Source organism: Bradyrhizobium sp. C-145 (assembly GCF_023375135.1).
In the GTDB taxonomy this organism is placed as follows: Bacteria; Pseudomonadota; Alphaproteobacteria; order Rhizobiales; family Xanthobacteraceae; genus Bradyrhizobium; species Bradyrhizobium zhanjiangense.
In genome coordinates this window covers 893,239-914,364 of record NZ_CP088150.1, presented here as the reverse complement: position 1 = coordinate 914,364, position 21,126 = coordinate 893,239, and the positions used below count along the sequence as shown (strand labels likewise).

Below are 21,126 nucleotides of genomic sequence, written 5' to 3'. Positions count from 1 at the left end.
GTTCCAGGGCAATCAATAGACATAGGGGCTGAAGGAAACGCACATTCGCGCTCGGGGCTCTCGAGCGCGGCTCCGCCCTGCGCGGGGAAAGATGCGCCGGCCGGTCTGCAGGCTCAGGGCATGCAAGAGAGCTTTTCGTCTCCGTTCATCCGCTATCCGATCGGCACCTCGCTGCTGATGGCGGGCATCCTGTTCGTAGGCCTCTTGGCCTATCCTCTGCTGCCGGTTGCACCGCTGCCCCAGGTCGACTTTCCGACCATCCAGGTTTCCGCGTCACTTCCGGGCGGCAGCCCCGAAACCATGGCCTCCTCGGTGGCACAGCCGCTCGAACGCCAGCTCGCGCAGATCCCCGGCATCACGCAGATGACCTCGACGAGCTCGCTGGGCTCGGCGTCGATCACCATCCAGTTCGATCTCAACCGCCTGATCGACGCCGCCGCCAATGACGTGCAGGCCGCGATCAACGCGGCGAGCGGACAATTGCCGAAGAATCTGCCCTCGCCGCCGACCTATCGCAAGGTCAACCCAGCGGACTCGCCGATCATGATCCTGTCGGCGACCTCCGACACGCTGCCGCTGACCACGGTCAGCGACCGCACCGACGCCCAGCTCGCCCAGCAGATCAGCCAGATCCCCGGCGTGGCGCAGGTATTCGTCGGCGGACAGCAAAAACCCTCGGTGCGTATCCAGATCGATCCGACCAAGCTCGTCGCCAAGGGATTGTCGCTCGAGGACATTCGCAGCCAGATCGCGACCGCCACCGCGGACAGCCCGAAGGGCAACATCGACGGCACGCGCCGTTCCTATACCATCTACGCCAACGACCAGCTGCTCGAGGCCTCGCACTGGAAGGACGTGATCGTCGCCTACCGCAACGGCGCGCCCTTACGGATCCGCGACATCGGCGAGGCCGTGTCCGGGCCGGAGGACATGAAGACCGCGGCCTGGGCCGACGGCAAGCGCGGCGTGTTCCTGGTCATCTTCAAGCAACCCGGCGCTAACGTCATCGAGACCGTCGACCGCATCAAGGAGAAACTGCCGCGGCTGATCGCGGCGATCCCGCCCGCGATCAAGATCAAGATCATCAGCGACCGCACCATCACCATCCGCGCGGCGGTCGACGACGTGCAGATCACGCTCATGATCACCATCGCGCTCGTGGTGATGGTGATCTTCATTTTCCTGCGCAGCTTCTGGGCCACGATCATCCCGAGCATCACGGTTCCGCTGGCTCTGCTCGGCGCCTGCTCGCTGATGTGGGTGTTCGGCTATTCGCTGGACAATCTCTCGCTGATGGCGCTGACCATTGCGGTCGGCTTCGTGGTCGACGATGCCATCGTGATGCTGGAGAACATCACGCGCTATGTCGAGCGGGGCGAGAGCCCACTCGCCGCGGCGTACAAGGGCGCCGCCGAGATCGGCTTCACCATCGTTTCCATCAGCGTCTCGCTGGTCGCCGTGCTGATCCCGCTGCTGCTGATGGGTGGCATCATCGGCCGGCTGTTCCGCGAATTCGCGGTGACGCTATCGATGGCGATCTTCGTCTCGCTCGTGGTGTCGCTGACCCTGACGCCGATGATGGCCTCGCGCTTCCTGCGCGCCGACCACGAGGCGCGGCGCGGCCGCTTCTACCAGTGGAGCGAGCGGATGTTCGAGCGCCTGCTCGGCGCTTACGAGCGCGGGCTGGACCTCGCGCTGCGGCACAGCTTCGTCACGCTTCTCATCTTCTTCGGCACCGTCGCGCTCTCGGCACTGCTGTTCATCGTGATCCCGAAGGGCTTCTTCCCGCAGCAGGATAACGGCTTCCTCACCGCGGTGTCCGAGATGCCCCAGGACATCTCCTTTGCCGAGATGAAGCGCCGGCAGGAGGAGCTCAACGCCATCGTGCAGGCCGACCCTGCCGTCGATTCCATTGCGATGTTCATCGGCGGCGGCGGCACGGCGCTGAATTCGGGGCGCATGTATGTCACTCTGAAGCCGATCGGTGAGCGCGATGCCAGCGCACAGCAAATTATCGCGAGGCTGCGGCCAAAACTCGCCGAAGTCGAGGGCGCACGCCTCTATATGCAGGCCTCGCAGGACGTGCGGCTCGGAGGGCGCGCCACCCGCACCCAGTTCGAGTTCACGCTCCAGGACGCCAATCTCGCCGAGCTGAACGAATGGGCGCCAAAGATCCTGGCCGGCATGAGGGGCCTGCCGCAGCTGCGCGACGTCGCCACCGACCAGCAGACGGAGGGCACGACGCTGCAGCTTAGGATCAATCGCGACACCGCCGCACGCTACGGCATCCAGCCGCAATTGATCGACGACACGCTCTACGACGCCTTCGGCCAGCGCCAGGTCGCGCAGTATTTCACCCAGACCAACAGCTATCACGTCGTGCTCGAGATCACGCCGGCGCTGCAGGGGCAGCTCGATACGCTCGAGAAGCTCTACATCAAATCGCCGCTCACCGGCGAGCAGGTGCCGCTCTCGGTGATCTGCAACTGGACCAACGTGCCGGTGCGGCCGCTCGCGATCGCGCATCAGGGCCAGTTTCCAGCGGTCACGATCAGCTTCAACCTTGCCGAAGGCGTGGCCTTGGGACAGGCGACCGATGCCGTGCTGCGCGCGGTCAGCGCGATGGGCGCGCCGCCGACGCTATCGACGAGCTTCCAGGGCACCGCGCAGGCGTTCCAGCAATCGCTCGGCACCGTGCCGATGCTGATCCTCGCGGCGCTCGTCGTGGTGTATCTCGTGCTGGGCGTGCTCTACGAGAGCTACATCCACCCGCTGACCATCCTGTCCACGCTGCCGTCGGCCGGCGTCGGCGCGATCGCGATCCTGATGATCTTCGGCTTCGACTTCAGCCTCATCGCCCTGATCGGGGTCATTCTGCTGATCGGCATCGTCAAAAAGAACGGGATCATGATGGTGGACTTTGCCATCGTCGCCGAGCGCGAGCAGCATTTGACGCCTGAGCAGTCGATCCGCCAGGCCGCGCTGCTGCGCTTCCGTCCGATCATGATGACGACAATGGCGGCCCTGCTCGGCGGCGTGCCGCTGATGCTCGGCCACGGCACCGGCGCCGAGATCCGCCAGCCGCTCGGCTACGCCATGGTCGGCGGCCTTCTGGTGAGCCAGGCCCTGACGCTGTTCACGACCCCCATCGTCTATCTCTACCTCGACCGATTCTCCAACCTGCTTTCGCGCTGGATGGAGGGGAAGCCAGATGCGGAGGCAGCTAGGGACAAGCAGAAGGATGCGGCGGAGTGAGCCGAACCACGACCTCCGTCATTGCGAGCGCAGCGAAGCAATCCAGAGTCTTTCCGCGGAGAGATTCTGGATTGCTTCGTCGCGAGGGCTCCTCGCAATGACGGAGTATGAGGCAACAGCTTCGCTCTTGCAGGTATCGTAGGGTGGGCAAAGGCGCAAAGCGCCGTGCCCACCATTCCGGTCACGCTGCGCATGTGGAGGGCACGCTTCCGCCGTCGCTCTTCGAGCTATGGCGGACAAGTCGCTTTGCCCACCCTACCGAGGTCTGCGTGCGTGGCGAGCTGCTTCCCCATCGCAACGACGTTGGGCGAGCGTCAGCCCAGTCCCTGCAACACCAGCCGGTTCAACCTCGCCGCAAACGCCGCCGGATCTTCCGGCAATTCGCCGTCCAGGATCTGCGCCTGTTCGAGCAGCAGCAGGCTGAGATCGTCGACGTCCTTGGAGCCGGCCTGCGCCTTGGTGATCGCGCTCACCAGCGGATGGCGCAGATTGATCTCGAGGATCGGCTTGGTCTTCATGCCCCGGTTCTGCTGCGCCAGAATGCGCTCCAGCTCGCGGCTCGGCCCCTGGCTGTCGGCAACCAGGCAGGAGGCCGAGCTGGTGAGGCGCGTCGAGGCCTTGACATCGCTGACGCGCTCGCCGAGCGCGGCCTTGATCACCGCGATGGTGGCGGCTTCATCCGCCTCAGGCTCATCCTTCTTCGCCTCGTCCTTGTCGTCGAGGCGCGGGATCAGGTCGAGGTTGAGATCGCCCTGGCTCAGCGATTTCAGCGGCTTGCCGTCGAACTCCGAGGGCATCGAGGTCCAGAAGGCGTCGACCGGATCGGACAGCAGCAGCACCTCGATGCCGCGCGCAGTCGCGGCCTCGAGCCGCGGATTGGACTTCAGCCGCTCGATGCTGTCGCCGACGAGATAATAGATCTCGGTCTGGTTAGGCTTGAAATCGGCGATAACCTGCTTCAGCGACCGCTTTTCACCCGACGTCGTGGTGAAGCGCGACAGCGCCAGCAGCTTTTCGCGACGCTCGAAATCCTCGTAGATGCCTTCCTTCAGCACTGCGCCGAAGGCGTCCCAGATCTTGGCAAAATTCTCCGCATCCTTCTCGGCGAGGCTTTCGAGCTCAGATACGACGCGGGTCGCCACGGCTTTACGGATCTGCGCGAGCTGCGGATTGTTCTGGAGCATCTCGCGAGAGATATTGAGCGGGAGATCCTCGCTGTCGATGACGCCACGGATGAAGCGGAGGTAGCCCGGCAGCAGATCGGCATCATCGGTGATGAAGACCCGGCGGACATAGAGCTTGACGCGGCCCTTGCGGTTCGGCTCGAACAGATCGAACGGCTTCGTCGACGGTGCGAACAGCAGCACTGCGTAGGAATAGCGGCCCTCGGCGCGGTAGTGCAGCGTCATCGCGGGATCGTCGAAGGCGGAGGCGATCTGCTGATAGGCTTTCTTGTAGTCGTCTGCCGTCAGCTCGGATTTCGAGCGTTGCCACAGCGCGCTTGCCGAATTGATCTGGCGCGGCTCGCCTTCGCCAGGCACGAGCTCGATGGGAAACAGGATGTTGTCGGAATAGGCACCGACGATGCGCTCGATCTCGTAGGTCTCGAGATATTTCTTGGCGTCGTCCTTCAGGTGCAGGACGATCTCGGTGCCGCGCGTCACGCGCGCCGCGTCCTCGTCGCTGGCGCGGGCGATCTCGAATCCGGAGCCGCCGGAGGACGTCCAGGTCCAGACGTCACTCTCACCGGCGCGGCGGCTGACCACGTCGATCTTCTCGGCGACCATGAAGGCGGAATAGAAGCCGACGCCGAACTGGCCGATCAGGCCGAGGCCGTCCTTGGCTTCCTTCAGCTTCGATACGAACGCCTTGGTGCCGGAGCGGGCGATGGTGCCGAGATGATCGATCAGCTCCTGCCGCTCCATGCCGATGCCGTTGTCGGCGATCGTGAGCGTTCCGGCCGACTTGTTCGGGATGATGCGGATCCTGAGCGCGTCGCCCTCACCGAGCAGGTCCGGACTGGCGATCGCCTCGTAGCGCAGCTTGTCGCAGGCATCGGAGGCATTGGAGATGAGCTCGCGGAGGAAGATGTCGGTTTCCGAATAAACGGAGTGCACCATGAGGTGCAGCAGTTCGGAAACTTCGGCCTGGAAAGGCTGCGTGTGCACAGCCGTATCTGACGTCGTCATGCGCTTACCCGGTCAAATCAAAGGGGAGGAACCCGGATATAGCGCGATGAAACGGCGGATCAAGAGGATGTGAAGGCTCGGCCGCAAGTCGCGACAGAGCAGCCTTGGTCGGACCAATGGCGCGGATCAGGTCACACAGCGGCCGGGCTGGAGCAGCTTGGCGATCTCGGTCAGGGAGCTGACCATCGGCTCGCAGGCGATCGTCGGCTTGCTGCGGCCCTGCTTCTGGTTCTTCTGGTTCTGGAGCAGCACCGGCGGCTTGGCATTGCCGGTTTCGATCACCGCGGGGACCCGCAACAACACCGACGTGTCGGCGAGGTCGTTGAGCCGCATCGACACGGTGCGGGTGGCGACCGGTGCCGGCTTGATCTCGCCGAGCCGGTCGGCCTTGCCGGCACGATTGACGTTGTGGCTCGGGGCGAAGTTTGAGCTCTGGCTGGAGATGTCGGCGACCGCCTGCCAGCGGTCGGCCAAATCATGGCCGGAGGCCAGTTGCACGGCACCCAGCGTGGCGGCAATCGCGACGGCGCCCAAAAATACCTTTTGAATCTGTAACATGGCTATTGATCCCTCGCCCCATGGCGATCGCGGGAACAACGCGGGCGGAGGATCGGGGGTTCTTGGCCGTTACGATCACTTAACCGTGTGCGAAAAATGCCAGAGGCCCGCAAAATATTTCGCAAGGCCTGGAACGACTTTTGCGGACGGGAGTCGTCTCAGCAGCCGGCTATTCCCCCCTGCCCCATAAGCCGGCGACGTAGGGCGCGACTGTGGTGATGCCAGTCGCGCCTTACTTTTGTCTGGGGCTCACTTTTGCGTTGCGTTATTTGGCGGTCCCGCCAGCCAGTCCCGCCCCTCGCCATAGAGCTTCTCGACCTCGGGCCCGATCAGGCCCGGCATGTCGCGCTTGACCTTGTAGCCGATCAGCTCCTGCATGTAGGCGAGATGGCGATAGCCCTCGGGGAGCGCGGCGAGCGCTTTCTGGTCGAGCTGAAGCGGCGCAGCGGGATCGACCGGGTCGATCCGGTCCTTCTCGTAGATCGGCTGGCGGCGAACGATGCCCCACCGGGCCTGCCGCTTCTCCAGGAAATCGTAGAAGCGGCCGGTACAGACGACGTCGCAGAGCACGTCGTGCACCAAAGCCCGCTGCGAGATCGTCATCTTGGTCTGTGCGATGGCCCGCTCACCGCTGAGGTCGATGCTGGTGCCGCCGAGGAAATGCAGGATGCGCACGCCCTTGGCGAAGCCCTCCTGGCTGACGCGCATGAAATCCCGCGCCGGCCCCTGAAACCAGGTGGCGGACATCCAGCCTTCTTCATGCCAGACCGTCGCAAAGCGCTCCCAGTCCCCGGCGTCGCGCCACACCGCCCAGTTCTCGACGAGGTCGCGGATGGCGAGGCGATCGAGCAGCTGCGGGTCCATGAGCACATCTCCGATTGGGTCGATGCACGAGGTTTGAGCGGCGAATGCGATGCCGTCAAGCGCCGCAAGCGGACACGAAAAATCCGGCGCGCCTTGCAGCACGCCGGATCAAATGCGTTGCGAACGTTCAGACTACGAGCGCACCGTTACGCTGCCGGCGCCTTGGGCGTGCGGTTGCGCGAGTTGCGCTGGAAGAACAGCGCCTGACTCGCCACCGCCGACACCATCGCGGGCTGGAACGGTTTTGAGATCAGGAATGCCGGCTCGGGGCGCTCGCCGGTGAGGAAGCGCTCGGGGTACGCGGTGATGAACACCACCGGCACCTCGAAGGTGCGGAGCAGCTCGTTGACGGCATCCAGGCCCGACGAGCCGTCGGCGAGCTGGATGTCGGCGAGGATCAGGCCGGGCCGCCTGTTCTTGGCCAGCGCCACCGCATCGGCATGGGTGCGCGCGACGCCGACGACGTTGTGGCCGAGATTCTTCACCAGGCTCTCGAGGTCCATGGCAATGAAAGTCTCGTCCTCGATGATCAGCACGTCGGTGGCTATCTCAGCCGCCATCTCGCGACCGGCAGCGTCTGCGAGCCGCCGCGTCTCGCCCACGTCGGTGCCGAGGATGAAGGCGACTTCCTCTTCCGAAAAGCCCTCGAGCGAGAGCAGCAGGAAGGCCTGCCGCGGCAGTGGCGTGATATTCGACAACCGCCTCTCAGGCGGCATCGGCAAGGTCGTCACCTCGGCATCGTCGTTGACGGAGACGGAATTCCAGATCTGGGTGAACAGCCGGAACAGGCCGGCGCGCGGCCCATGGCTCTCGTCGAGCACTGATGGATCGCCAAGCATGGCTTCCAACATGGCCGCGACATAGGCGTCACCGGAGGCCTGGCTGCCCGTCAGGGCGCGTGCGTACCGGCGCAACAACGGCAAGTGTTCAGCAACAAGCTGTGAACGGGACATCCCCACTCCATTCATCTTCGGGCCAGACTTGAGGTTACCCTGAGGTCAGCGTTACGCGGGGGCCCGGTTCCCCTGCTCGGCTGATTACGCATCAGCCTGAGAAAAGTTCCGTATTGGGCGGAACTTTTTCGCGCAACTCGCATTGTGCCTATCCAGGGAACGGCTCCCGGTTGAGAAAAATTCTCGATTTTACAGTCACTTAACTCGGGGAAACGTGGAACAGGCCATGAAAGATCTCAAGTCTCAAGCCAGCAAAAGCACGACCCCCGGCAAGGGAGGGCTCACTCCGGAGATCCAATCCCGGATCGGCCATCAGCTGCGCGCCATGTACGACGACGTGGTGCGGCAAGGGGTTCCGGATCGGTTCGCTGAACTGATCAAGAAGCTTGATGCACCGGGAGCGGCCCACCAAGTGGAAAATGAGGGTGGATCCAACGACAACAACAATGGGAGGGATTAATGCCTCTCACGGACTCCCTGCGTAATGACATCCTGGCGGCCGTGCCGAGCTTACGCGCGTTCGCCATCTCGCTCAGCGGCAATGCGGACCGCGCCGACGATTTGGTGCAGGAGACGTTGCTCCGCGCGCTGGCCAACATCGACTCGTTCCAGCCTGGCTCGAACCTGCCGGCGTGGCTGTTCACGATCCTGCGCAACCTGTTCCGCTCCGACTATCGCAAGCGGCGGCGGGAGGTCGAGGACGCCGAAGGCAACTACGCCAAGACACTGAAGACCCAGCCGTCGCAAAATGCGCATCTCGAATTCGAGGAGTTTCGTACGGCGCTCGACAAGCTTCCACAGGACCAGCGTGAAGCGCTGATCCTGGTCGGCGCCTCCGGCTTCTCCTACGAGGACGCGGCCTCGATCTGCGGCTGCGCGGTCGGCACGATCAAGAGCCGCGTCAACCGCGCCCGCTCGAAGCTCGCCGCGCTGCTCTATGTCGAGGGCGCCGAGGACTTTGGGCCCGACGAGACCGTACGGGCCGTGATCGGCGGCAGCGGCGGCTGACGGCAGGCATCATCAGGATCGAGACGGCATGAAGACGGCCGCTTGCGCGGCCGCCTTTGCGTGCGTGCGAAAAACGTGATCGCGCCAAGCTTGCAGCGCCGATCACTCGTCCACGAAAGTCACGGTGTCCGCGACATTGGCCCGCGAGGTGCGGTAGCTGTTGACCTTGTGCGCGTGGTCGGCATAGCCGAACGAGATGCCGCAGACGACACGGCGATCGTCCGGCAGGTTGAAGTGACGGCGGATCAAGCCGGAATGGCGCGCGAGCGCCGCCTGCGGAATGGTGCCGAGCCCGAGCGCCTGCGCGGCCAGCAGGAAATTGGAGACATAGGCGCCGCAATCGATCGCACCATAGATGCCGAGCGGCTCATTGGTGTGAATGATCGCCACATGCGGCGCGCCGAAGAAATTGTAGTTCTCCAGCGCCTGCCTGGCATAGGCCGCCTTGTCGCCGCGGACGATGCCAAGCGTGTTGTAGAGCTGAAAGCCGCTCTCGCGCCGGCGCTCGAGATAGACCCCGACATATTCTCGCGGCGGGGTGAAATCGTAGTCGTCGCCGAGACCGCCCGAGGCCTCCTTGTAGATCGCCTGGCGAAAGCGCTCCTTGGCCGCGCCGCTGGCGATGATCACCTGCCAGGGCTGGCTGTTGCACCAGGACGCGGTGCGCTGCGCGGTGGTCAGCACATGCTCGATGGTGGCACGGTCAACTTCCTTCGGGAGAAAGGCACGCACGGAGTAGCGCTCGTTGAGGAGCTCTTCGAGCACGCCGATGCGGTCTTGTGTCTGGCTCACTTTTGCATCCATGTTTAGCTCGCGCTCTTGGTAGGGTGGGCAAAGGCGCATAGCGCCGGGCCCACCGACAGACTTACCCCGGAGCATCTGCATATGGTGGGCACGCTTCGCTTTGCCCACTCTACAAGATACAGCGAGAGGTGAGATCAACGTCCCTTGGTCGGGATCTTGTTGTACGGCACGTCCTTGTCGACGCGGATGTCACCTGGCAGACCCAGTACCCGCTCGGCGATGATGTTGCGTAAAATTTCGTCAGTGCCGCCGGCGATGCGCATCGAAGGCGAGGACAGCAGCATCTGCTGGAACTGGCCCTGCACCGTCTCCTCGTCGCTGCCGGTGAGAACGCCGGCTGCGCCCTGCAGGTCCATGGCATAAGTGGCGATGTCCTGGAGCATCATGCCCGACACCAGCTTGCCGATCGAATTCTCCGGGCCCGGCCGCTCGCCCTTCGACAGCGCCGAGATCGCGCGGTAGCTGGTGTATTTCAGCCCGCTCGACTTCACCGCCCAGCTCGCAAGCTTCGAGCGCACCGCCGGATCATCGATCGCAAGCCCATCCTCCAGCATCAGATTGGAGCAGAACTCGAACATCTCAGGCACGCCGGTCGCGAGCCGCGCGCCGATCGACATGCGCTCGTTCATCAGCGTGGTCAGCGACACGCTCCAGCCCTCGCCGACGGCGCCGAGGCGCTGGCTGTCGGGGATCACGACGTCGGTGAAATAAACCTCGTTGAACTCCTGCATGCCGTTGGCCTGCTTGATCGGACGCACCTCGACGCCCGGGCTCTTCATGTCCAGGAAGAACATGGTGAGGCCCTTGTGCTTTGGGACATCAGGATCGGTGCGCGCAATCAAGAGGCCGTAGTCCGAGTAATGTGCGCCGGAGGTCCAGATCTTCTGGCCGTTGACGATCCAGTTGTCGCCTTTCTTCTCCGCGCGGGTGCGCAGACCCGCGACGTCGGAGCCGGCCGACGGTTCGGAGAACAGCTGGCACCAGATCTCCTCGCCCGAGGCGAGCTTCGGCAGATACCGGCGCTTGGCATCCTCGCTGCCGAAAGCCATCACAGTCGGGCCGCACATGCCCTCGCCGATCTGGAACGGCTGCGTCAGCTTGCCGTAGACGCCCTCCTCCTGCTGCCAGATCACGCGCTCGATCGGCGTCGCGCCGCGGCCGCCATATTCCTTCGGCCAGTGCAGGCAGGCCCAGCCCGCTTCGAACTTCTTCTTCTGCCAGGCCTTGCCGACATCGACGATGTCCTGCTTGGCAAGCCGGATGCGGCCGAGCGAGGATTTTGACAGCTCGGCATGCAGCTCCTTCGGCGCGTTAGCCTCGACCCATTTGCGCGCGGTCTCGCGGAATCCGGCTTCTTGCGGCGTATCGTCGAAATTCATGGCGGACCTCTAACCTCTTCCCTTCGTCGGGATCTTGTTGAACGGCACGTCCTTGTCGACACGGATATCGCCCGGCAGGCCCAGCACCCGCTCGGCGATGATGTTGCGCATGATCTCGTCGGTGCCGCCTTCGACGCGCGTACCCGGTGCCCGCAGCAGCATCGCCTGGAAGCGGCCAGCCACTTCGGCGTCTTCGGGGCCGCTGACGACGCCAGCCGCGCCTTGCAGATCCAGCGCGTAGGTCGCGACGTCCTGGATCATGGAGCCCGCCACCAGCTTGCCGATGGAATTCTCCGGACCCGGCCGCTCGCCCTTCGACAGCGCCGAGATCGCGCGCATGCTGGTGTAGCGCAGGCCGCTCGCCTTCACCGCCCAGTTCGCGAGCTTCGCGCGCACCGCGCGATCCTCGATCGCAGGTCCATCGTCGAGCATCAGGCTGGAGCAATACTCGAACAGCTCCGGAAAGCCGGTCGAGACGCCGGCGCCGATCGACATGCGCTCGTTCATCAGCGTGGTCAGCGAGACGTTCCAGCCGTCGCCGACTTCGCCGAGGCGCTGGTGGTCAGGGATGCGGACATTGGTGAAATAGACTTCGTTGAAATCGGAGGCGCCACTGGCCTGCTTGATCGGCCTGACCTCGACGCCCGGGCTCTTCATGTCCAAAAAGAACATGGTGAGGCCCTTGTGCTTGGGCACGGTCGGATCTGTGCGGGTCAAGAGGATGCCGTAGTCCGAATAATGCGCGCCCGATGTCCAGATCTTCTGGCCGTTGATGACCCACTCGTCACCGTCTTTCTCGGCCCGCGTGCGCAGGCCCGCGACGTCAGAGCCGCCGGCCGGCTCGGAGAACAGCTGGCACCAGACCTTCTCGCCGGAGGCAAGCGGCGGCAGATAGGCCCGCTTATGCTCCTCGCGCGCGAATGCCATCATGGTCGGCCCGCACATGCCGTGGCCGATGATGAACATGTGGGAGAGCTTTCCGAACGGACCCTCCTCCTGCTGCCAGATCACGCGCTCGATCGGCGACGACCCGCGGCCGCCATATTCCTTCGGCCAATGCAAGCAGGCCCAGCCGGCATCGGCCTTCTTCTTCTGCCAGGCCTTTGCGACCTCGAGAATGTTGGCGTTCTTGAGCTGCGTGCGGCCGAGCGAGGATTTGCGCAGCTCGTCCTCGTATTGCTTGGGCGCGTTCGCATCAATCCATGCGCGGGCGGTTGCGCGGAATTCGGCTTCCTGCGGGGTGTCGTCGAAGTTCATAACGTTGCCCCTCGCTTACGCCGCGTTCTTCTTCCGCATGCGGTCGATCAACTGGTCTTCCCAATAGGTGAGGCTGCCGAGCCCGAGCGCCATGGCGTTGGCGCGGCGGTAGTACATGTGGCAGTCGAACTCCCAGGTAAAACCCATGCCGCCGTGAACCTGGATGTTGTTCTTGGCACAGTGCTGGAAGGCCTGCGTCGCGCTGATCCGCGCGGCGGCCGCGGCCTCCGGCAATTCAGCTGCGTTGGTCGAGAGCGCCCAGGCACCGTAATAGCTGTTCGAGCGCGCCAGCGTCGCCGAGACATACATGTCGGCGAGCATGTGCTTGATGGCCTGGAACGAACCGATCTGACGGCCGAAGGCGATGCGGTCGAGCGCGTAGTCTCGGCCCATCTCCAGGGCGCGGTCAGCGCCGCCGACCTGCTCGAACGCGCACAACACCGCGGCGCGGTCGAGCACCTGGGTGAGGATGCTCCAGCCGTCGCCGGCAGCACCTAGCGGCTCGGCCTTGCAGTCTTTGAAGGAGATCTCGGCCTGCCCACGGGTAGGGTCGAGATTGGTGAGACTTTTCACCTCAACACCCGCGCCTTTGAGATCGACCAGGAACAGCGAGATATCATTCTCACGTCCACTCGATCCCGTGCGCGCGGCAACCACGGCGAAGTCGGCGATGGCGCCATCGGCCACCGGCTTCTTGACGCCGTTGAGCACGCCATTCGCAGCAGTCAGCTTGACATTCTTCGGCGACGGATTGCCCTTGCCCTCGAACAGCGCCAGCGTGCCGATCGCTTCGCCCGAAGCAATCGCGGGCAGCCACTTCTTCTTTTGCGCGTCGCTGCCGGCAATCAGCAGCGCTTCGGCGGCAAGATACACGGTCGAGGAGAACGGCACCGGCGCATTGGCCCGGCCCATCTCCTCCGCGATCACGCAGAGCTCGAGATGACCGGCACCCGCACCGCCGAATTCTTCCGGGATCGCGACGCCGAGAAATCCCATTTCGGCGAGACCCTTCCAAAGCGCCTTGTCATAGGGCGCCTTGCCGTCGAGCACGATGCGCACCGCCTTGGGCGAGCACTTCTCGGTGAGGAATTTGCGCGCCTGGTCGCGGAGCTGCTTCTGGTCGTCGGAGAAATCGAAGTTCATGGCGGGCTACCTTTTTATTCGTTGTCATTCATTGATGCCGTCATTCTGGGGCGCAACGACGTCGCGAGCCCGGAATCCATTCCACCGCGTCAATGCGGCCCGATGGATTCGCTGATGCGCAATTGCGCATCAAAGTTCGCGCTGCGCGCCCCCGGGGAATGACGAGGTGAGAGAGTTGTGCATTCATCGCAGCACGATCACATCTTCATCCGGCTTGTCCGCATAAAGCCGCTCCACCAGCGCTGCGCGGCGCTCTAAGCCGGCGCGCTGGTTGATATAACCCTTGTCGGTGAGCTCGTTGCCGTCGATCGAAGGCGGTTCGACCATCAACATGGCGCGCGCGATGACGCGACTGCTGGCGCCTTCGCACTCCCGGTTGTGCGTCTCCAGCCCGCGCCTGAAGCAGGCCATGACCTCAGGGTGCTTCACCGCATCCGCAAAGCTCAGGTCAGGATTGCCGACGAGCTGGCGGCAGGCATGCAGGTTTGGCCAGGCAAGCAGGCCTATGAAGGCGCGATCCTGTCCCGCGACCAGCGCGTCATGCACGACGGGCGTCGTCGCCGCGATCGCATCGGTACGGAGCGAGCCGACATGCACGAAGGTGCCCGTGGTGAGCTTGAAATCCTCCACCACGCGCCCGGCAAAGATGATGCCCTGCACCGGATCGGCATCGTCGACGAAAATGCCGGCATCGCCGATACAGTAGAAGCCTTCCTCGTCGAACATCTTCTTCGTCAGCTCCGGCTGGCCGAAATAGCCTGATGTGACGTTGACACCGCGCAGGCGCAGCTCGTATTTCGAGCCGCACGGCACCATCTTCAGTTCGACTCCGGGGAACGGCAGGCCGATCAGGCCGACGCGCTCGGTGTCCCAATAGGTGCCGGTCGAGGTCGGCGCGGTCTCGGTCGAGCCCCAGCCGGTGTAGAACACGATGCGCTCGCCGGTCGTCTTCACCGCCAGCGCCTGCATGCGGTCGTAGAGATCGTCCGGCAGCCGCGCACCGCCATAAGCCATGATCGAGAGGTTCTTGAAGAAGGAGCGACACAGCGCGTCGTCCTTCTCCATCGCCGCCGCGAGCGCGGCATAGCCGGCCGGCACGTTGGCGTAATAGGTCGGCGAGATCTCGTGCAAATTGCGCAACGTCTCCTCGAACTGGCCCGGCACCGGCCGGCCGTCGTCGATATGGAGCGTACCGCCTTCGACCAGCACGGGGTGGAATGCCGCATTGCCGCCCATGGTGTGATTCCAGGGCATCCAGTCGAGCACGGTCGGCAGCGGGCCGCCCGGCGTACGCGGCCGCACCTGCATCATCATGGCCGCATTGGCGCACATCATCTCCTGGGTGTTTATGACGGCTTTGGGCATGCCGGTCGAACCGGAGGTGAAGAGCAGCTTGCCGATGGTCTGCGGCGTGATCTTCGCGATCGACGCCTCGACATCCCTCGTGACCGGCGTCGCCGCGAGCTCGGCAAAGCTGACGCTCTTGATGCCGTCGCAGGGTCGCACGACATGAACGACGGTGACGCCGGTGAGATCGATCGCCCTGAGCGCCTTCTCGAAGGTCGGGCCGTCCTGCACCATCACGACGGCCGGCTTGATCAGGTCGAACAGGTATTTCAGCTTGACGTGATCGTGGCTCATCAAAGAGTAGGCCGGCGATACCGGTGCCGCCGGCGCGCGCGCCTCCATCGCGGCCTGCGTCATCAGCGCATGCTCGATCGAATTGCCGGAGAGGATCGCAACGGGGCGACCGTCAAGCCCGAGATTGAGCAAGCCTTGCGTCAGTGCATCGGCGGTCCGCTTGGCTTCGCTGTAGGAGACTTTTCTCCATTCGCGGTTCGGGCCGCCACGCTGCGCAAGCCAGATGCGCTCGGGCGCTTCCTTCGCCCACTTCGCCAGCGACGCCGGGATATGCTTCTCGTAAGCTTGCAGCGGAATGCGCGACTTCAGCACCAGCGTGCCGTCGCCACGGCGCTCGACCTCGATGTCGCGCGCGAGCCACTGGACCTTGCGAAAGGCGGGCTTCGTCATCACTGCCGCCGCGCTTCCACTCATTTTGCGTCTCCCGGAATTAATGTCCTTTGCGGATCATTCTCGTTCAGCGCTTGATATAGACAGGCTTTCGCTTCTCAAGGAAGGCCCTGATGCCTTCCGAAAACTCCTCGGAACGACTGCACAGGACTTGGTTGCGGTCCTCCATCGCAATCGCAGCTTCCAGCGAACCGGCATCGACGCTCATGTTGAGACATTCCTTGGACAGACGCAGCCCCACGGGCGAGGCCGTCATCATCGCGTCGATATAAGGCGCGGCCGCGTCGTCGAGCTTGTCCTCGTCGACGACCTCCGAGACGAGCCCGACCGCCAGCGCGCGCTCGGCGCCGATGAAGCGCCCGGTCAGGATCAATTCCGATGCCACGGACACGCCGACGAGGCGCGGCAGGAAATAGCTGGTGCCGATGTCGCAGCCGCCGAGGCCGAGCTTGATGAAAGCGCAGTTCATCCGCGCCGATGTCGTCGCAATGCGGATGTCGGACGCCAGCGCCAGCGCGAAGCCGCCACCGGCCGCGGCGCCCTGCACCAGCGCGAGAATTGGCTGCGGGCAACGCCGCATCAGCATCACGATGTCGGCGATGCGCCGCTGCGAATCGAGAGACTCGGTCACACCAGGCGGCTCCTGCTGACCCGTGCGGCGAGCCATCGCGGCCTTGAGATCGAGGCCCGCGCAGAAATTCTTGCCGGCGCCGCGCAACACCACCACGCGCGTGTCGCGGTTGCGCTGCAGGCTTTGGAAATAGACGTTGAGAGCATCGATCAGCGCGGGATCGAGCGCGTTGAGGCTGTCAGGACGATTGAGCGTCACCCGGTCGACGCCGTCGTCATGCTCGATCAGCAGCGGTTGGGACATGGGACCTCGCACATCGGTCACGGGCCGGACTGCTACCCTCCCCTGGAGGGGGAGGGTCGGCTCACATTGCGCGGAGCGAAATGTGAGACGGGGTGGGGTGACAGTCTCTCCTCACCGAATAGTGCCCGAGTGGAGAGATCACCCCACCCCGGCGCTTCGCGCCGACCCTCCCCCTCCAGGGGAGGGTAAGAAGCGCCGCTTACCGCGGCGCCATGCGAATGGCGCCGTCGAGGCGGATGGTCTCGCCGTTGAGCATCGGGTTCTCGACGATGTGGACCGCCAGCATGCCGTATTCGGCGGCATCGCCGAGACGCGAGGGATGCGGCACCTGCGCGCCGAGGCTCTTGCGGGCCTCTTCGTTGAGGCCCATCAGCAGCGGTGTGAAGAACAAGCCGGGCGCGATAGTGTTGACGCGGATTTTCTGGCTGGCGAGGTCGCGCGCCGCCGGCAGCGTCAGGCCAACGACGCCGCCCTTCGACGCCGAATAGGCGATCTGGCCGATCTGACCTTCGTAAGCGGCGACCGAGGCGGTGTTGATGATGACGCCGCGCTCCTCACCGACCGGCTCGATCGTGACGAGACGTTCTGCGAACAGCCGCAGGCAGTTGAAGGTGCCGATCAAATTGACGTTGATGATGCGCGCGAACTTTTCCAGCGGGTAGACGCCGTCGCGACCGACGATGCGCTGCGAGCCGCCGATGCCGGCGCAGTTCATCAGCACGCGCGCGACGCCATGCGCGGCTTCCGCCTTGGCGATCGCCGCCTTGATCTGCTCCTCGCTGGTGACGTCGGCATGGAGCGCGACGCCCTTCACCTCGGCGGCGACCTTCTCGGCGTTTTCCTTGCTCTGGTCGATCACGCCGATCTTGGCGCCCTTGGCGGCCATGGCCCGAGCGGTCGCGGCACCCAGGCCCGAACCGCCGCCGGTGATGAGAACGGCCACGTCTTTCAACTGCATCGCTTGTACCTTTCCTTGGGCGTTTCTTCTCTGGACTTGAAGGTTCGGCCGGATCATCCGGCCGCGGCAGCTTCCTCGGCTTGCGTGAGGATGCCGCCGCAAATCAGCGTTTCCATGTGCTTGATGTATTGCCGGCAGACTTCGTCGGTGACCGGGCCGACGCCGGTCGCGCGAGACATTGCGTGCCGGCCGAAGAACAGGTGATCGCAAGCGCCGATCAGGCTGGTGTAGAACAGCACAGGATCGGTGGCGCGGAACTCGCCGCGGCTGACGCCGTCGGCGAGCAGGCGGCGGTGGAAGTCCAGCAGCGGCGCGACGAAGAATTTCGACACCTCATCTGCGCATTCCGGCTTGGTCTCATGCAGGAGATAGTGGATCAGCCGGTTCATATACGGGAACCGGTAATAGGCGCGGATGATACCGCCGATGTGCAGCTTTAGCTTCGCGGTCGGCGTGATCGGCTGCGCCAGCAGATATTCGAGATTGGACAGTTCGGTCGCAGCGTTGCGCTCCAGCAGCGCCAGCAGCAGGCCGTCCTTGTTACCGAAATGGTATTTGACCAGCGCGGCATTGGCGCCGGACTTCTGGGCGATGTCGGAGAGCGAGATCTCGATCGAGGAGCGTTCGATCATTAGCTCGCTCGCGGCCACGAGCAATTTCTCTGCCGTGGAATTCTTCCCGCTGGGGAGCTTGGTCGGTACGCTGGTAGCCACAGAGATCCCTGAACATGCCTCGTGAGGCGCGCAGATAAGCCCAAGCAGCGCCCTATCACAAGAGTTAATTGATCGATTGACTAAACGATCTCGCGTCCCTTAAATCCGTCCCCGACAACCAACCCAATCAAGAATTCAGGGAGAAACCGACATGGCCGAGGCTTACATCGTCGCCGCTGCGCGCACCGCCGGCGGGCGCAAGGGGGGCCGCCTCGCCGGCTGGCATCCGGCCGATCTCGCCGCCAAGGTGCTGGACGAGCTGGTCGACCGCACCAAGGTCGATCCAGCCCTGGTCGAGGACGTGATCATGGGCTGCGTGATGCAGGTCGGCGAGCAGTCCAACAACATCGCACGCAACGCGGTGATGGCGTCAAAACTGCCGGAGAGCGTGCCGGGCACCTCGATCGACCGCCAGTGCGGCTCCTCGCAGCAGGCGCTGCACTTCGCCGCGCAAGCCGTGATGTCCGGCGCGATGGACGTGGTGATCGCCGCCGGCGTGGAATCGATGACGCGGGTGCCAATGGGCCTGTCGTCACAGCTCCCGGCCAAGAACGGTTTTGGCAATTACAAGAGCCCGGGCATCGAGAAGAAGTATCCGAACATCATGTTCAGCCAGTTCACCGGCGCGGAGATGATGGCCGAGAAGTACGGCCTCTCCAAGGATGAGCTCGACGAATACTCCTTTGGCAGCCATCAGCGCGCGATCGCGGCGACGCAAGCGGGTCACTTCAAGAAGGAGATCGTGCCGCTCGAGATCACCCGTGCCGACGGCAGCAAGGACGCCCATCACATCGACGAAGGCATCCGTTTCGATGCAACGATCGAAGGCATCAGGGGTGTCAAGCTGATCGCCGAGAACGGCAAGCTCACCGCGGCCAGCGCCAGCCAGATCTGCGACGGCGCCTCCGGCGTCATGGTGGTCAACGAGCGCGGCCTGAAGCAGCTCGGCGTCAAGCCGCTCGCGCGCATCCACCACATGACCATGACCGGCGGCGATCCCGTCATCATGCTCGACGCTCCGCTGCACGCGACCAAGCGCGCACTGGAGAAGGCCGGCATGAAGATCGGCGACATCGATCTGTTTGAGGTCAACGAGGCCTTTGCCTCGGTGCCGACCGCCTGGCTCAAGACCACCGGCGCCGATCCGGAGCGTCTCAACGTCAACGGCGGTGCGATCGCGCTCGGCCACCCCCTCGGCGGCTCCGGCACCAAGCTGATGACCACGCTGGTCCACGCCCTGCATCAGCGCGGTAAGCGCTACGGCCTCCAGACCATGTGCGAGGGCGGCGGCATGGCCAACGTCACGATCGTGGAGCGGATGTAAGCGCCGTTGCAGTTGCCACACTAAAGGTGTCGTCCCGGCGAAAGCCGGGACCCATAACCACAAGAGTCTGTGGTAGGGGCGAGCTGGGGCGACATCGCATTTCAACGATCTGTTTCGGTGGTTATGGATCCCGGGCTTTCGCCGGGATGACACCTTTGTTGTTGCGAGACCAACTTTCATGACTCATCCGTCCGTCTACGCGAAGACAACGCCGAGCAAGATCGCCTATCAGATGGCCGGCACCGGCAAGGCGATCACCTATCGCGAGCTCGACGAGCTCTCGAACCAGGGCGCGCATCTCTTCCGCTCGCTTGGTCTCAAGGCCGGCGACCACATCGCGCTGTTGATGGAGAACCGGCTCGCCTTCATGGAGATCTGCTGGGCGGCACAGCGCAGCGGGCTCTATTACACCGCGATCAGCCGCTATCTGAAGCAGGACGAGATCGACTACATCGTCAAGGATTGCGGCGCCAAGGTCGTGATCACGACGCCGAAATGCGCCGACCAGATCAAGGGCCTGATCAAGGGCGCTGCCGGCGAGCCGATCTTCTACATGATGGACGAGCCGCTACCGGGCTTCCGCTCCTACGACAAGGAAGCAGGCGCGCAGCCGACGACGCCGATCGCGGACGAGGTCGCCGGCTACGACATGCTGTATTCGTCCGGCACCACGGGCCGCCCCAAAGGCGTCAAGAAGGCGTTCGAGGGCAAGCCGATCGACGAGCCGAACGCATTCCTGCGCGTGCTCTGCGCCAACATGTGCGGCATGAACGCCGACACAATCTACCTTTCTCCGGCGCCGCTCTATCACGCGGCCCCATTGCGCTTCAACATGATGGCAGTCGTGCTCGGCGGCACCTCCATCATCATGGAGCATTTTGATGCCGAGGAATTTTTGAAGCTCGTCGAGAAATACAAGGTCACGCAGTCGCAGCTGGTGCCGACCATGTTCGTGCGGATGCTGAAGCTGCCGGACGAGGTGCGCGCCAAATACAATGTCTCCACGCTGAAGGGCGCGATCCACGCCGCCGCACCCTGCCCCGTCGACGTCAAAGCCAAGATGATCGAATGGTGGGGACCGATCCTGATCGAGTATTATGCCGGCTCGGAAGGCAACGGCGTCACCGTCTGCAGCTCGAAAGATTGGCTGGCGCACCGCGGCAGCGTCGGCCGCGCCGTGGTTGGCAAGGTCAAGATTCTGGACGAGAACGACGAGGAGCAGCCGGTGGGCGAGATCGGCACCGTCTACTTCGCCGACGCGCCGGCCTTCACCTATCACAACGACCCTGAAAAGACGAAGAAGGCCTACAACGCAAAGGGCTGGTCGACGCTCGGCGATGTCGGTTATCTCGACAAGGACGGCTTCCTCTATCTCACCGATCGCAAGTCCTACATGATCATCTCCGGCGGGGTGAACATCTACCCGCAGGAGACCGAGGACGTGCTCATCACCCATCCTGACGTCGCCGACGTCGCCGTGTTCGGCGTGCCGAACGAGGAGATGGGCGAAGAGGTGAAGGCGGTGGTGCAGCCGCACGACATGAGCCGTGCCGGCAAGGCGCTCGAGGCCGAGTTGATCGCCTATTGCAAGGGCCGCCTCTCCGCCATCAAGTGTCCGCGCTCGATTGATTTCGAGGCCGAGCTGCCGCGCACGCCCACGGGCAAGCTGGTGAAACGCCATCTGCGCGACAAGTATTGGCCGAAGACGGCGGCGAAGATTTAGCGGGGGTTCGTAGGGTGGGTTAGCGTAGCGTAACCCTTGTCTCCATGGAGGCGAAAGAGGTGGGTTACGCCTTCGGCTAACCCACCCTACGCG

General features: G+C 63.9%; 17 protein-coding genes. 5 read left to right on the top strand and 12 right to left on the bottom strand.

Going from position 1 to position 21,126, the window contains the following annotated elements; translation table 11 throughout:
• Positions 1-120 precede the first annotated feature (120 nt).
• A complete protein-coding gene (locus LRP30_RS04260) occupies positions 121-3,255 on the top strand; it encodes a multidrug efflux RND transporter permease subunit (protein ID WP_249759454.1) in 3,135 nt (1,044 codons plus the stop codon).
• 314 nt (positions 3,256-3,569) lie between these two features.
• Here the strand turns inward: LRP30_RS04260 and htpG are convergent, their stop codons facing one another.
• The 4 genes from htpG to LRP30_RS04240 all read right to left on the bottom strand — a co-directional run bounded on the left by htpG (position 3,570) and on the right by LRP30_RS04240 (position 7,819).
• Complete coding sequence (gene htpG / locus LRP30_RS04255) at positions 3,570-5,444, bottom strand: molecular chaperone HtpG (RefSeq protein ID WP_249759453.1); 1,875 nt, start codon at positions 5,442-5,444, stop codon at positions 3,570-3,572.
• A 126-nt stretch (positions 5,445-5,570) separates the two neighbouring features.
• Positions 5,571-6,002 (bottom strand): hypothetical protein, encoded by a 432-nt coding sequence (locus tag LRP30_RS04250; protein ID WP_128931255.1) that lies wholly within the window; start codon positions 6,000-6,002, stop codon positions 5,571-5,573.
• A 249-nt stretch (positions 6,003-6,251) separates the two neighbouring features.
• The gene (locus LRP30_RS04245; RefSeq protein ID WP_249759452.1) at positions 6,252-6,866 is read right to left on the bottom strand and encodes a nuclear transport factor 2 family protein; all 615 of its coding nucleotides are present in this window, start codon (positions 6,864-6,866) and stop codon (positions 6,252-6,254) included.
• Positions 6,867-7,012: 146 nt separating this feature from the next.
• Positions 7,013-7,819, bottom strand: a complete 807-nt coding sequence (locus LRP30_RS04240; protein ID WP_164934704.1) for a response regulator — start codon at positions 7,817-7,819, stop codon at positions 7,013-7,015.
• 226 nt (positions 7,820-8,045) lie between these two features.
• Here LRP30_RS04240 and LRP30_RS04235 point away from each other — a divergent pair, with 226 nt between their 5' ends.
• Together LRP30_RS04235 and LRP30_RS04230 are read left to right on the top strand one after the other, a co-directional pair.
• A complete protein-coding gene (locus tag LRP30_RS04235) occupies positions 8,046-8,279 on the top strand; it encodes a NepR family anti-sigma factor (RefSeq protein ID WP_164934705.1) in 234 nt (77 codons plus the stop codon).
• Complete coding sequence (locus tag LRP30_RS04230) at positions 8,279-8,827, top strand: sigma-70 family RNA polymerase sigma factor (RefSeq protein WP_008543571.1); 549 nt, start codon at positions 8,279-8,281, stop codon at positions 8,825-8,827. The genes LRP30_RS04235 and LRP30_RS04230 overlap by 1 nt, the downstream gene beginning before the upstream one ends.
• A 102-nt stretch (positions 8,828-8,929) precedes the next feature.
• Here the strand turns inward: LRP30_RS04230 and LRP30_RS04225 are convergent, their stop codons facing one another.
• From LRP30_RS04225 to LRP30_RS04190, 8 genes are all read right to left on the bottom strand, one after another.
• A complete protein-coding gene (locus tag LRP30_RS04225) occupies positions 8,930-9,631 on the bottom strand; it encodes a nitroreductase (protein ID WP_249759451.1) in 702 nt (233 codons plus the stop codon).
• Positions 9,632-9,765: 134 nt separating this feature from the next.
• On the bottom strand, positions 9,766-11,010 hold the full coding sequence (locus LRP30_RS04220) for an acyl-CoA dehydrogenase (protein WP_249759450.1): 1,245 nt from the start codon (positions 11,008-11,010) through the stop codon (positions 9,766-9,768).
• A gap of 9 nt (positions 11,011-11,019) precedes the next feature.
• Positions 11,020-12,267 carry an acyl-CoA dehydrogenase gene (locus LRP30_RS04215; protein WP_249759449.1) on the bottom strand — a complete coding sequence of 416 codons (1,248 nt, stop codon included), beginning with the start codon at positions 12,265-12,267 and terminating at the stop codon, positions 11,020-11,022.
• A gap of 15 nt (positions 12,268-12,282) precedes the next feature.
• Complete coding sequence (locus tag LRP30_RS04210) at positions 12,283-13,410, bottom strand: acyl-CoA dehydrogenase family protein (protein ID WP_249759448.1); 1,128 nt, start codon at positions 13,408-13,410, stop codon at positions 12,283-12,285.
• Positions 13,411-13,593: 183 nt separating this feature from the next.
• Positions 13,594-15,465, bottom strand: a complete 1,872-nt coding sequence (locus LRP30_RS04205) for an AMP-binding protein (protein WP_249759447.1) — start codon at positions 15,463-15,465, stop codon at positions 13,594-13,596.
• A 43-nt stretch (positions 15,466-15,508) separates the two neighbouring features.
• Positions 15,509-16,315 (bottom strand): enoyl-CoA hydratase-related protein, encoded by an 807-nt coding sequence (locus tag LRP30_RS04200; RefSeq protein WP_249759446.1) that lies wholly within the window; start codon positions 16,313-16,315, stop codon positions 15,509-15,511.
• 199 nt (positions 16,316-16,514) lie between these two features.
• Entirely contained in the window at positions 16,515-17,273 is a 759-nt protein-coding gene (locus LRP30_RS04195) for an SDR family NAD(P)-dependent oxidoreductase (protein ID WP_128939966.1), read from the bottom strand.
• Positions 17,274-17,326: 53 nt separating this feature from the next.
• The gene (locus LRP30_RS04190; protein ID WP_164939298.1) at positions 17,327-17,929 is read right to left on the bottom strand and encodes a TetR family transcriptional regulator; all 603 of its coding nucleotides are present in this window, start codon (positions 17,927-17,929) and stop codon (positions 17,327-17,329) included.
• Positions 17,930-18,137: 208 nt separating this feature from the next.
• On the opposite strand from LRP30_RS04190, the gene LRP30_RS04185 reads away from it, so the two are divergent.
• Positions 18,138-19,310, top strand: a complete 1,173-nt coding sequence (locus tag LRP30_RS04185; RefSeq protein WP_249759445.1) for an acetyl-CoA C-acetyltransferase — start codon at positions 18,138-18,140, stop codon at positions 19,308-19,310.
• Positions 19,311-19,488: 178 nt separating this feature from the next.
• A complete protein-coding gene (locus LRP30_RS04180; protein WP_249759444.1) occupies positions 19,489-21,033 on the top strand; it encodes an acyl-CoA synthetase in 1,545 nt (514 codons plus the stop codon).
• Positions 21,034-21,126: the final 93 nt, after the last annotated feature.

Bases quoted from the DNA above. Each gene is read 5' to 3' on its own strand.
- LRP30_RS04220 (WP_249759450.1), bottom strand. From the start codon at position 11,010: ATGAATTTCGACGATACGCCGCAAGAAGCCGGATTCCGCGAGACCGCG.
- LRP30_RS04205 (WP_249759447.1), bottom strand. From the start codon at position 15,465: ATGAGTGGAAGCGCGGCGGCAGTGATGACGAAGCCCGCCTTTCGCAAG.
- LRP30_RS04245 (WP_249759452.1), bottom strand. From the start codon at position 6,866: ATGGACCCGCAGCTGCTCGATCGCCTCGCCATCCGCGACCTCGTCGAG.
- LRP30_RS04225 (WP_249759451.1), bottom strand. From the start codon at position 9,631: ATGGATGCAAAAGTGAGCCAGACACAAGACCGCATCGGCGTGCTCGAA.
- LRP30_RS04240 (WP_164934704.1), bottom strand. From the start codon at position 7,819: ATGTCCCGTTCACAGCTTGTTGCTGAACACTTGCCGTTGTTGCGCCGG.
- LRP30_RS04210 (WP_249759448.1), bottom strand. From the start codon at position 13,410: ATGAACTTCGATTTCTCCGACGACCAGAAGCAGCTCCGCGACCAGGCG.
- LRP30_RS04180 (WP_249759444.1), top strand. From the start codon at position 19,489: ATGACTCATCCGTCCGTCTACGCGAAGACAACGCCGAGCAAGATCGCC.
- htpG (WP_249759453.1), bottom strand. From the start codon at position 5,444: ATGACGACGTCAGATACGGCTGTGCACACGCAGCCTTTCCAGGCCGAA.
- LRP30_RS04250 (WP_128931255.1), bottom strand. From the start codon at position 6,002: ATGTTACAGATTCAAAAGGTATTTTTGGGCGCCGTCGCGATTGCCGCC.
- LRP30_RS04215 (WP_249759449.1), bottom strand. From the start codon at position 12,267: ATGAACTTCGACGACACCCCGCAGGAAGCCGAATTCCGCGCAACCGCC.
- LRP30_RS04235 (WP_164934705.1), top strand. From the start codon at position 8,046: ATGAAAGATCTCAAGTCTCAAGCCAGCAAAAGCACGACCCCCGGCAAG.
- LRP30_RS04260 (WP_249759454.1), top strand. From the start codon at position 121: ATGCAAGAGAGCTTTTCGTCTCCGTTCATCCGCTATCCGATCGGCACC.
- LRP30_RS04200 (WP_249759446.1), bottom strand. From the start codon at position 16,315: ATGTCCCAACCGCTGCTGATCGAGCATGACGACGGCGTCGACCGGGTG.
- LRP30_RS04230 (WP_008543571.1), top strand. From the start codon at position 8,279: ATGCCTCTCACGGACTCCCTGCGTAATGACATCCTGGCGGCCGTGCCG.
- LRP30_RS04185 (WP_249759445.1), top strand. From the start codon at position 18,138: ATGGCCGAGGCTTACATCGTCGCCGCTGCGCGCACCGCCGGCGGGCGC.
- LRP30_RS04195 (WP_128939966.1), bottom strand. From the start codon at position 17,273: ATGCAGTTGAAAGACGTGGCCGTTCTCATCACCGGCGGCGGTTCGGGC.